We start from the raw sequence: 10,229 nt of genomic DNA on the forward strand, positions 1-10,229 counted from the left end.
TGGGGGAGGGGGACCGCCGCGCCTCTTGCGCGGTGGTGGAGGGGGCTGCCGCGCGGCCGGCGCCCGAAGCTGCCCCCCGCCGTCGGATTCGACGATCAGTCGCGGCCCCGTCCCGTGATCCTGCGCCAGATCCGCTTGCGCGCCTCGACCACCGACATCCCCAGCAGGGCCGCCGTGGTCCAGAACAGGGCCTCGGTCGTCACCGCCGCGACAATGGCCAGGGTGATGCGCGCGCCGCGATCCACGTCCAGATAGAGGCCGATCCCCAGGCCGATCCAGGCGCAAATCGCCCCGACCAGCAGCAGCAGGGCCAGCACCTTCAGGAACCCCTTGCCCCGCGTCAGCACGCCATTTTTCGGTGTCTCTATGGTCCCCGTCTCAATCGTCATGGCGAACTCCTTTGTTTTTCGACGCCTGACCTGAAAGTCTCGGCCCTTCCCTGAGTCTTTCATCCCGACCGACGATTTTTTCACGGAGACCGCCGCGCTTGGGACGCGACCAGACCTTCGAGGCCCTGCTGGCCGAGCACGGCGGCATGCTGCGCCGCATCGCCTCGGCCTATGAGGCGGATCGCGAGCGGCGGCGCGAGCTGGAGCAGGACATATTGCTGGCCGTCTGGCGCGCCCTGCCCAAGCACCGGGGCGAGGTGCCCTTGCGCCATTTCATCGCCCGCGTGGCCCACAACCGCGCCGTCACCCATGTGGCCCGCGAGGCGGCCGAGCCGCGCCGCCAGCCCCTGGACGAAACCGCCCCCTGCGACGCCCCCACCCCGCACGAGGCGGCCGAGACTCGGGATCTGCACGACCGGCTGGGCCAGGCGGTGCGCGCCCTGCCCCTGTCGCTGCGCCAGCCCGCGCTTCTGACCCTGGAAGGTTTCGCCCCGGCCGAGATCGCCGACATGCTGGGCCTGAACCCCAACGCCGTCTCCATCCGCCTGACCCGCGCCAAGGCGGCGCTCAGAATTGCTTTGGGTGAGGCGCTGCCCCCCACACCGTCCCAAGAGGTCCGCTCATGACCCGCCCTGATGACGACTGGACCGACCTGACCCAGGCCTGGACCGAGACCCCCGACCCCGAACCCCGGCTGGACGCCGGTTTCATCCGGTCGCTGCGCCGCCGCGACCGGCTGGCCCGGCTCAATTTCTGGCAGGAGATGGGCGGCGGGGTCGTCGTGCTGGGGGTCATGGGCTGGGGCGCCTATCGCGGCATTCCCCTGCCGGCGCTCGCGGCCGGCCTGGCCTTCGTCCTCGTGGCCTTGGGCCTGACCCTATGGTCCCGACGCGGCCACCCCGGCCTGTTGACCGAGACGCCGCAGGCCGTGTTGCGCTCGGCCCTGGGCCAGGCTCGCACCGGCTACCGCTGGGCCCTGTCCGGCGTCGCCATCAGCGTGGCGGCCATGATCTTCCTGCTGGTCATCCTGACGACGGTCGATCCCGCGCGTGGCCCCGCCGGGGCCGTCATCGCCGGGATGTTCGGCTTCCTGGTCATCTGCATCGGCTACTACCTGCGCCACGCCCGCCGCTGCCGCCGTCGGATGGCGGCGCATCAGGCGGCGCTGGAAGCGCTGGAAATGGACGCCTCGTAGGTCCGGATCAGGCGACCCGGAGGAACAGCACCCGCGCCGCGCCGTAATCTCGGGCGTCCAGCCGTTCATAGCCGGGGGTGTCGATGTCCGGTTCGTCCGACCCGCGCTCGAACACCACCAGGGCGCCCGGCTTCAGCCAGTTCCCCTCCAGCAGCCGCAAAAGCGTCTGCTCCCCCAGCCCCTTGCCATAGGGCGGGTCCAGGAAGGCGATGTCGAAGGCCTCGCCGTCCGATCCGGGCCGAACGCCCAGGTCCGTCGCGCTGCGTCGATGGACGCGGGTGCGGCCCATCACCCCATAGGCGTCGGCGTTCTCGCGGATCGCGCCCCTGGCCCCATCGTCGGTCTCGACGAACAGGCAGAAGCCCGCGCCCCGGCTGACCGCCTCGAACCCCAGGGCGCCCGATCCGGCGTACAGGTCGATGACCCGCGCGCCGTTCAGGCTCTCGGCCCAGGCGGCGTGTTCCAGCACATTGAACACGGCCTGCCGCGCACGGTCGGAGGTCGGGCGCGTGCCCTGCCCCTCCGGCGCGACGATGGCCCGGCCCTTCAGGCTTCCCGCAACGATCCGCAAGCCTCAGCTCCGGGGCGTGCGGGGCTTGCCCCCCGGCGCGCGGCCGCTGGTGCCCGAAGGCCCCGCCGGCTTGCCGCCGCCGGTCCGTGGCGGCCGGGTTTCGCGTCCGCTGGGCGAGGCTGCGCCGAACCCGCGCGGCTTGAACTCCCGCTTGCCCGCGTCGGCGCCGGCCGTGCGGGGCTTGTACTCGCGCTTGGGTCCGTCGCTGCTGCGGGCCGGAGCCCCCTCGCGCGGCGTATAGGCGCGGGCGGGACGGTCGCCGTCCTCGCGCGGCTTGTAGGTGCGAGCCGGGCGTTCGCCGTCGGTCGGGGCGCCTTCGCGCGGCTTGAAGGTCTTCTTGGGGTGGACGGTGCGGGGCGTCGCCTTGGCCCAGCCTTCCTTCTTGGGCGGCCGCTCGCGGCGCTCGACCGCATCGGCCTGGGCCGTCTCGGCGGCGCGAACCCGGCTGGGCTTGCGCGAAGGGTCCGACATGGCCGAGCCCGAGGCGCCCTTGAGGATCGGCGTGGACACGCGACGGCCGGGGATGGGCGCAGGCGTCTCGACCGTATTGCCGGTCGGCAGGTTCTCGGGCCGGATGTAGTCGGCCAGCAGCTCGCGGATCACGCGCGGCCCGATTTCTTCGACCGAGCCGACCGGCAGGACGTCCAGGCGGAACGGGCCATAGGCCAGGCGGATCAGGCGGTTGACCGTCAGGCCGACGGACTCCAGCACCTTGCGGACTTCGCGGTTCTTGCCCTCGGTGATCGAGACCGAGATCCACAGGTTGCTCGGCGTCCGGCCGTCCTCGGATTTGGACTCCTTGGCCTTGTCCAGCGTCGCCACCATGGGACCGTAGGAGATGCCCTCCACGACGGCGCCGTTCTTCAGCTCGTCCAGTTGTTCTTGCGTGATCTTGCCCCGCGCCCGCGCCCGATACTGACGCACCAGCCCAGCCGAGGGCAGCTCCATCGCCCGGCTCAGCTCGCCGTCGTTGGTCAGCAGCAGCAGGCCTTCGGTCGACAGATCCAGCCGTCCGATCGAGATCACGCGCGGCAGGCCGGCCGGCAGGGCGTCGAACACCGTCGGGCGTCCGGTCGGATCCCTGTGGCTGGTCAGCAGGCCGGCCGGCTTGTGATAGCGCCAGACGCGCGTCGCCTGGGTCGAGCCCATGGGCTTGCCGTCCACGGTGATCACGTCGTCGCGCGTCACCAGGGTCGCGGGCGTGTCCAGGATGCGGCCGTTGACCGCCACCTTGCCCAGGCCGATCAGCCGCTCGACCTCGCGGCGCGAGGCGATGCCGGCGCGCGCCATGGTCTTGGCGATTCGCTCAGCGCGCAGCGGCGTGTCGGTCTTGGCCGAATTGGATGACGGCTTGCCGTCCTTGCCGGCGCCCCCGCTGCGGGGCCGGTCGCTCGTCCCGGCCCGGTCAGGCTTGTCGCCGAACCGCTTGGGGCCGTCTTCGCGAGGGCTGCGCGGCTTGTCGCCGAATGATTTCGTCCCGTCGCCGCTCTTGCGAGGACCGGAGGATTTAAAGGGCCGGGGCGACCGTTCGTCTTGACGGGCGCGGGGCTTCTTGTCGTTGTCGTCTGTATGGCGGACCATGATGAGCGGTTCATGCGCATGGCGCTGGACCAAGCGCAAGCGGCGGCGGACGCAGGAGAGGTGCCTGTGGGCGCAATTCTTGTCGATCCTGCCTCAGGTGAGGTAATTTCGACCGGCGCCAATGGTCCAATCGCGTCACACGACCCCACCGCCCATGCCGAGGTCGTCGCGATGCGGCGCGCGGCGACGGCGCTGGAAAACTACCGTCTGACCGGCCTGACCCTGTATGTGACGCTGGAGCCCTGCGCCATGTGCGCCGGCGCTATCAGCCACGCCCGAATCGGCCGCGTCGTCTGGGCCGCCGACGATCCCAAGGGCGGGGCGGTGATCCACGGCCCCCGCCTGTTCGAACAGCCCACCTGCCACTGGCGCCCGGCGACGGACTGGGGTCTTCTGGCGGACGAGTCGTCCGGCCTGCTCAAATCCTTCTTCCGTCAACGGAGGGGAACGGCCGCGAGCGGCGCACGTTAGACCGGCGCGCCAAGCGGCGCCGTTGTGAGGATAAGCGTCTTGTTCAAGCCGGTTTCGCCGTCGTCCGTCGTCTTGCGCGGCCTGGCCGCCCCCGCCCTTCTCGCCGCCCTGGCGGTTCTGGCCGCCTGCGGCCCCGATCCCGACAAGGCCCCCACCACCGGCGACGAGGTCAAGGACCGCGCCATCGAGGCCCAGACGGCCCGCCAGCGCACCGGCGCCGAGATCCAGGACCGCACCCTGAACCGCGTCGTCCACACCGTCTATCTGTGCGACAACGGCGAACGCCTGTCGGTCGATTTCGACAACCCCCGCCAGATGGCCACCGTCCGCAACTCGTCCGGCGAGGCCATCGACCTGTATCAGGAGCGCGCCGCCGACGGCATCTGGTACCGCGCCTCCAACGTCGAACTGCGCGGCAAGGGCGTCCTCGCCACCTGGTCGGTCCAAGGGCGCCAGCCGACCCAATGCCGGGCCGTGGACTGAAGCCTAGCCCCTGCGCGACGTCGGTCGCGGCGCGAGCTGATCCAGCGCCTCCGCATTGTCCCGCCCCCAGGCGTAGAGCAGTTCGACCGGCTCCACGAACCGCGCGCCCAGGTCCGTCAGCCGGTATTCGACGGCGGGCGGCATCGCCTCCAGCACATGGCGGTTGATCAGGCCGCTGACCTCCATCTCGCGCAGCGTCTGGGTCAGCATCTTCTTGGACACCCCCGGCAGGCTGCGCAGCAGGACGCCGGCCCGCGCACAGCCGCCATGACGCGCATGCAGGGTGTGCAGAACCATGCTGGTCCATTTGGTCGCGAACAGCTCCAGCACCCGCCGGGGCGCGCAGTCCTCGCGCCAATCCTCGTCTTCGCCGCCTGTCTGCATGGTGGTCGCCTTCCGGGATCCAGGTCCCCAAATGGTGCCTTCTAGCGACCCGGCGCCGCCCCCACTAGGTGATGGACGAACGAAGAGGAGACGACCATGTCCAAAACAGCCCTTGTGGTGGGATCCAGCGGTATCGCAGGCGGCGCCGTCGCGGCCGAACTCACAGCCCGCGGCTGGTCGGTGCTGGGCCTCGCCCGCCGGCCGGTCGCGCAGGACGGGGTCACGCCCGTCGTCGCAGACCTTCAAGACCCGTCCGGCGCCGCAGCCGCCCTGGCCCAGACCCGTCCGGACGCCGTCTTCTTCACCACCTGGTCGCGCCAGGCGAATGAGGCGGAGAACATTCGCGTCAACGCCGCCATGGTGCGCGCCGTGCTGGACGCCGTCCGACCTGCGGCCTCAGTGCGCCACGTCGCCCTGGTGACCGGCCTGAAACACTACCTCGGCCCGTTCGAGGCCTATGGCAAAGGCGTCTTGCCTCAGACGCCGTTCCGCGAGGAACAGGCCCGGCTGGATATCGACAACTTCTACTACGCCCAGGAAGACGAGGTCTTCGCCGCCGCCCAGGCCGACGGCTTCGCCTGGAGCGTTCATCGCCCCCACACCATCATCGGCAGGGCGGTCGGCAACGCCATGAACATGGGAACCACCCTGGCGGCCTACGCCAGCCTGTGCCGCGAGACAGGCCGCCCGTTCCGCTTCCCCGGTTCTGAAGCCCAGTGGAACGGCCTCACCGACATGACCAGCGCCACCCAGCTGGCCCGTCATCTGGTCTGGGCCGCCACCACGCCCGCCGCCGCCAACCAGGCCTTCAACGTCGTCAACGGCGATGTCTTCCGCTGGAAATGGATGTGGGGACGGATCGCCGACTGGTTCGGCCTGACGCCCGCCCCGTTTGACGGGACGATCACGCCGCTGGAGACCCAAATGGCTGAGGACGGCGAAGTCTGGCGCCGCCTCGCCGCTCGCGAAAACCTGGTCGAGCCGAACCTCGACCGCCTGGCCTCGCCCTGGCACACAGACGCCGACCTCGGCCGCCCGATCGAAGTGGTGACCGACATGGGCAAGAGCCGCCGCCTGGGCTTCCTCGACTACCAGCCCACCGACGACGCCTTCTTCGCCCTGTTCGAACAACTCAGGGCTGAGCGGTTGATTCCCTGACGGCCGATCAGCCGAAACCCGCCAGCCTGCGATCCAAACCGTCGCGCACCTCGGGCCAGTCGTCGTCGATCACCGCGAACATGACGGTGTCGCGCGCCCGGCCGGTCCAGGTGATCTTGTGCTTGCGCAGCACGCCTTCGGCCTTGGCGCCCAGCTTCAGGATGGCGGCTTGGCTCTGGGCGTTGACGGCGTCGGTGATGATCTCGACCCGCACCGCGCCTGCGTTGAAGGCGTGGCCGAGCAACAGCCGCTTGCAGGCCGGATTGATCGCCCCGCCCCGTGCCTCAGGCCGGTAGAAGGTCGAGCCGATTTCGCAGCGGCGATAGGCGGGATGGATCTCGTACAGGCTGGTCGTGCCGACCACGACCCCGTCAGACAGTCGCCGCACCGCATAGGCGATGCGCGTTCCGGCGCGCATCGCCGCCAGGGCGCTGTCCCACCAGCCGTCGAAATGCGCGCCATAAGCCGGGGCGACCATGATGTCCCAGGCGGCGGCGTCGCAATCCAACACCGCGCGCACCTCGGCCTTCAGCCTATCATCGAACGGCTCCAGCCGCACGAACTGGTCCTCCAGCGGGACCGTGGCGATCTGCATCACGCCGAGGCGCCTTCCTCGATCAGGAAGGCCCGCACCTTGGCCGCATCAACCCCCTTGGCCACGAAGGCCTGGCCGATGCCGCGCGCCAGTATCAGGGTCAGGGCTCCGCCCTCGGCCTTCTTGTCGCCCGCCATCAGGGCCAGCAGCCGGTCGGCCGCGAACGACCCCGCCTGCTCCAGCCGTGTCGGCAGGCCCGCGGCCGCGACCACCGCCTCGACCCGTTCGACGTCTTCCGCCGAACACAGCCCCTCCCGCGCCGAATACCGGAAAGCCATGCAGCAGCCCAGGGCGACCGCCTCGCCGTGGGCCAGCGCGCCTTCGTCGAAGCCGACCTCGGTCTCGACCGCATGGCCGAAGGTGTGGCCCAGGTTCAGCAGGGCGCGACGCCCGGCTTCCTTCTCGTCCTCGCCCACGACAGCGCTCTTGATCTCGACCGAGCGGATCACGGCCCGTTCCAGCGCCGCCGGATCGCCCCCCGCGCCCGTCGCCCCCTCGCCCGCCAGCCAGTCGAAGAAGGCCGCGTCGCAGATCAGCCCGTGCTTCAGCACCTCGGCCCAGCCGGACTTCACCTGCCGCGTCGGCAGGGTCGCCAGCACGTCGATGTCGGCCAGGACCAGACGCGGCTGATGGAAGGCGCCGACCAGGTTCTTGCCCCGCGGCGTGTCGATGGCCGTCTTGCCGCCGACGGACGAGTCCACCTGGGCCAGCAGGGTCGTCGGAATCTGCACGAAGTCGACGCCGCGCATATAGAGCGCCGCCGCCAGACCGGCCAGATCGCCCACCACGCCGCCGCCCAGGGCGACGACCACGTCCTTGCGGTCCAGCCCGATCTCCAGCAGCCGGTCCAGAACCCGCTCCAACTCGGCGAAGGACTTGGAGCCCTCGCCCGCCGGCACGGCCACGATCTCGCTCCTGACGCCTGCCGCCGCCAATGCGGCCGTCAGGGCGGGGGCGTGGATCGCCGCCACCGTCTCATCGGTGATGACGACCGTCCGCCCCTTGGCCAGGGGCGCGATGCGCGCCCCCGCCTGGGCCAGCAGCCCGCGCCCCACCACGACGTCATAGGCCGCGAAGGCCCCGCCGCTGACCGGAATGATCGTCATCGCCTCGTCTCCGCGCGCCGTCTCTGGCGCCAGTGTCGGCGCAGGTTCTTGTGAATGGCGTCCACCGCCTGACCGTGCGAGCCCTGGCCCACGTCCACGGCCACGTCCGCCTCGCCATAGATCGGATAGCGGGCCTCGGCCAAGGTCGTCAGCACCGCCAGCGGATCCTGGCCGCGCAACAGGGGCCGGGTGTCGCGCCGCGCCACCCGCTCGGCGATCACCTTGAGGTCCGCCCTCAGCCAGACCGTGTCGGCCCGTTCTTTCAACAGGGCGCGGGTTTCCGCATTCATCATCGCCCCGCCGCCGGTCGCCAGGACAATGGGCGGTCCCTCCAGCAGGCGGCGCATCACCCGCGCCTCGCCGGCCCGGAATTCCTCCTCGCCCAGGGCGGCGAAGATTTCGGACACCGTCATCCCGGCCGCCGATTCGATCTCCACGTCCCCGTCGGCGAAGGGCAGTTTCAGCCGGTTGGCCAGCCGCCGCCCCACCGACGATTTGCCCACCCCCATCAGCCCGACCAGGGCTATGGTGCGGTTCGGGCCCGGATTCGCGCGCCGCCTCATCCGGCGGCTCCGGCGGAACGGACGGTCGAAAGGACGGCGAAGGCGGCGGAACGGGCAGGCATGATCGATCAAACCTCTACACCAAGCCCGCCCTCGCGCCATCCGCCCACGGACCGGATCGCGTCATGACGCCCCAGATCGAGGCCTTTCTGGAGATGATGGCGGTCGAACGCGACGCCTCGCCCCACACCCTGTCCGCCTATGGCCGCGATTTGGCGGACGCCGAGGCCGCCCTGGCCGGGGCCGGCGGCCTGATGCAGGCCGACCAGGAGGCGCTCGAGACCTGGTTCGCCGACCTGTCGCGGCGCGGCCTGTCGGCCGCCACCGCCGCGCGGCGCCGTTCCTCGGCGCGCCAGTTCTATCGGTTCGCCCTGGCCGAGGGCTGGCGTACGGACGATCCGTCGCGCCGCCTGGATGCGCCCAAGCAAGGCCGCCCCCTGCCCAAGCTGCTCAGCCGCGACGAGATCGACCGTCTGCTGGCCGCCGCCGCCGCCCGCGACGCCGCGGGGGGACTGCGCCTGGTCGCCCTGGTCGAGATGGCCTACGCCTCGGGGCTGCGGGTCTCCGAGCTGCTGGGGCTGAAGGTCGAGGCGGTGCGCCGCGACCCCGCCTATCTGATCGTGCGCGGCAAGGGCGGCAAGGAACGACTGGCTCCCCTGAACACCGCCGCCCGCGAGGCGATCAAGGCCTGGCTGACCGCGCGCGACGCCGGGCGAAAGCCCGAGGCGCCCGACAGTCCCTGGCTGTTCCCCTCGTCCGGCCGCACCGGCCATCTGACGCCGCGCCGGTTCGCCCAGCTGCTGGACGAGGCGGCGCTGGTCGCCGGCATCGACCCCGCCCGCGTCAGCCCCCACGTCCTGCGCCACGCCTTCGCCACCCACCTGCTGGAAGGCGGCGCCGACCTGCGCGTCGTCCAGACCCTGCTGGGCCACGCCGACATCGCCACGACCCAGATCTACACCCACGTCGCCACCGACCGCCTGGCCCAGGTCGTCCAGCAAAACCACCCCTTGGCGCGGGATGATTGACGGCGCATATTCGAGCCATGGCCGAGGATTTCTACGTCAAGGCGATCTGGGATCCTGAGGCCGAAGTCTGGTTCAGCGACTCCAACATCGTTGGCCTCGTGATCCAAACCGCGACGCTGACCGAGTTCGAAGTGCTGGCCCGGCATTTCGCTGCAGAGCTTCTGGCCGAGAATATGAACGTTATCGGCGACACCCTCATTCGGTTCGAGGCTGCAGCACATTTCACGGTCGCGGCTCTTCCCTTCCCTCTCCCAGCGGGAGAGGGCTTGAGCGCCCGAGAGCGCAGCGATCGGTCTTGCGCGAAAGGGTGAGGGAGAAGGGTGCGAACTCTCCCACCGACAGGCCCTCATCCGGCCCTGCGGGCCACCTTCTCCCCATGGGAGAAGGGAAGCGGCTCTGAACCCCGCTTGCCCGGCGGCCTCGACCTCTCTAGTTTCGCCCGCCTTCCCTAGGGGCGGTTTTCCCGCCTGCAGTCCCGGACGCCTTTATGGCCACGCACTATCTCGATTTCGAAAAGCCGATCGCCGATCTGGAAGCCAAGATCGAGGAACTGTCGGCCCTGTCCGAAACCTCGGGCTCGTTCGAGACGGAAATCGCCGGCCTGCGCAAAAAGGCCGAGCAGCTGCGCAAGAAGACCTACGCCGGTCTCGACCCCTGGATGAAGACCCAGGTCGCGCGCCATCCGCAGCGGCCGCATTTCGTCGA

General features: G+C 70.4%; 14 protein-coding genes and 1 pseudogene. 8 read left to right on the forward strand and 7 right to left on the reverse strand.

From position 1 onward, the window contains the following. Positions 1 to 95: 95 nt before the first annotated feature. Complete coding sequence (locus tag Q7J26_RS14515; RefSeq protein ID WP_304937110.1) at positions 96 to 389, reverse strand: hypothetical protein; 294 nt, start codon at positions 387 to 389, stop codon at positions 96 to 98. Between the two features lie 98 nt (positions 390 to 487). Here Q7J26_RS14515 and Q7J26_RS14520 point away from each other — a divergent pair, with 98 nt between their 5' ends. After that, positions 488 to 1,015 (forward strand): RNA polymerase sigma factor, encoded by a 528-nt coding sequence (locus tag Q7J26_RS14520; protein ID WP_304937111.1) that lies wholly within the window; start codon positions 488 to 490, stop codon positions 1,013 to 1,015. Then, the gene (locus Q7J26_RS14525; protein ID WP_304937112.1) at positions 1,012 to 1,584 is read left to right on the forward strand and encodes a hypothetical protein; all 573 of its coding nucleotides are present in this window, start codon (positions 1,012 to 1,014) and stop codon (positions 1,582 to 1,584) included. The genes Q7J26_RS14520 and Q7J26_RS14525 overlap by 4 nt, the downstream gene beginning before the upstream one ends. 7 nt (positions 1,585 to 1,591) lie before the next feature. Here the strand turns inward: Q7J26_RS14525 and rsmD are convergent, their stop codons facing one another. Then, positions 1,592 to 2,155, reverse strand: coding sequence for a 16S rRNA (guanine(966)-N(2))-methyltransferase RsmD (gene rsmD / locus Q7J26_RS14530; protein ID WP_304937113.1), 564 nt, complete (start codon positions 2,153 to 2,155; stop codon positions 1,592 to 1,594). A 3-nt stretch (positions 2,156 to 2,158) separates the two neighbouring features. Further along, entirely contained in the window at positions 2,159 to 3,736 is a 1,578-nt protein-coding gene (locus Q7J26_RS14535) for a pseudouridine synthase (RefSeq protein WP_304937114.1), read from the reverse strand. Between the two features lie 12 nt (positions 3,737 to 3,748). Here Q7J26_RS14535 and tadA point away from each other — a divergent pair, with 12 nt between their 5' ends. Together tadA and Q7J26_RS14545 are read left to right on the forward strand one after the other, a co-directional pair. Beyond that, on the forward strand, positions 3,749 to 4,207 hold the full coding sequence (gene tadA / locus Q7J26_RS14540; protein WP_304937115.1) for a tRNA adenosine(34) deaminase TadA: 459 nt from the start codon (positions 3,749 to 3,751) through the stop codon (positions 4,205 to 4,207). Between the two features lie 39 nt (positions 4,208 to 4,246). Continuing rightward, positions 4,247 to 4,690: an MliC family protein gene (locus tag Q7J26_RS14545; RefSeq protein WP_304937116.1), complete on the forward strand. Its 444-nt coding sequence runs from the start codon at positions 4,247 to 4,249 to the stop codon at positions 4,688 to 4,690. Between the two features lie 3 nt (positions 4,691 to 4,693). Here Q7J26_RS14545 and Q7J26_RS14550 read toward each other — a convergent pair whose 3' ends face one another. Then, complete coding sequence (locus Q7J26_RS14550) at positions 4,694 to 5,074, reverse strand: helix-turn-helix domain-containing protein (protein WP_304937117.1); 381 nt, start codon at positions 5,072 to 5,074, stop codon at positions 4,694 to 4,696. A 96-nt stretch (positions 5,075 to 5,170) separates the two neighbouring features. Between Q7J26_RS14550 and Q7J26_RS14555 the strand changes: the two genes are divergently transcribed. Beyond that, positions 5,171 to 6,232, forward strand: coding sequence for an SDR family oxidoreductase (locus Q7J26_RS14555; protein ID WP_304937118.1), 1,062 nt, complete (start codon positions 5,171 to 5,173; stop codon positions 6,230 to 6,232). A gap of 7 nt (positions 6,233 to 6,239) precedes the next feature. Here the strand turns inward: Q7J26_RS14555 and Q7J26_RS14560 are convergent, their stop codons facing one another. Genes Q7J26_RS14560 through Q7J26_RS14570 form a run of 3 tightly spaced genes read right to left on the reverse strand, consistent with a single transcriptional unit; the run spans position 6,240 to position 8,496 of the window. Continuing rightward, positions 6,240 to 6,827, reverse strand: a complete 588-nt coding sequence (locus Q7J26_RS14560; protein WP_304937122.1) for a GNAT family N-acetyltransferase — start codon at positions 6,825 to 6,827, stop codon at positions 6,240 to 6,242. Next, entirely contained in the window at positions 6,827 to 7,933 is a 1,107-nt protein-coding gene (gene aroB, locus Q7J26_RS14565) for a 3-dehydroquinate synthase (RefSeq protein ID WP_304937119.1), read from the reverse strand. The genes Q7J26_RS14560 and aroB overlap by 1 nt, the downstream gene beginning before the upstream one ends. Next, entirely contained in the window at positions 7,930 to 8,496 is a 567-nt protein-coding gene (locus Q7J26_RS14570) for a shikimate kinase (RefSeq protein ID WP_304937120.1), read from the reverse strand. The genes aroB and Q7J26_RS14570 overlap by 4 nt, the downstream gene beginning before the upstream one ends. 125 nt (positions 8,497 to 8,621) lie before the next feature. Here Q7J26_RS14570 and Q7J26_RS14575 point away from each other — a divergent pair, with 125 nt between their 5' ends. From Q7J26_RS14575 to Q7J26_RS14585, 3 genes and pseudogenes are all read left to right on the forward strand, one after another. After that, entirely contained in the window at positions 8,622 to 9,524 is a 903-nt protein-coding gene (locus Q7J26_RS14575; RefSeq protein ID WP_304937121.1) for a tyrosine recombinase, read from the forward strand. A 17-nt stretch (positions 9,525 to 9,541) separates the two neighbouring features. Continuing rightward, positions 9,542 to 9,835, forward strand: coding sequence for a DUF1902 domain-containing protein (locus tag Q7J26_RS14580; RefSeq protein ID WP_008259650.1), 294 nt, complete (start codon positions 9,542 to 9,544; stop codon positions 9,833 to 9,835). Positions 9,836 to 10,011: 176 nt separating this feature from the next. Next, positions 10,012 to 10,229, forward strand: a pseudogene (locus Q7J26_RS14585) (acetyl-CoA carboxylase carboxyl transferase subunit alpha); the annotation flags it as partial.

Source organism: Brevundimonas sp., from assembly GCF_030656255.1.
Lineage (GTDB): Bacteria > Pseudomonadota > Alphaproteobacteria > Caulobacterales > Caulobacteraceae > Brevundimonas.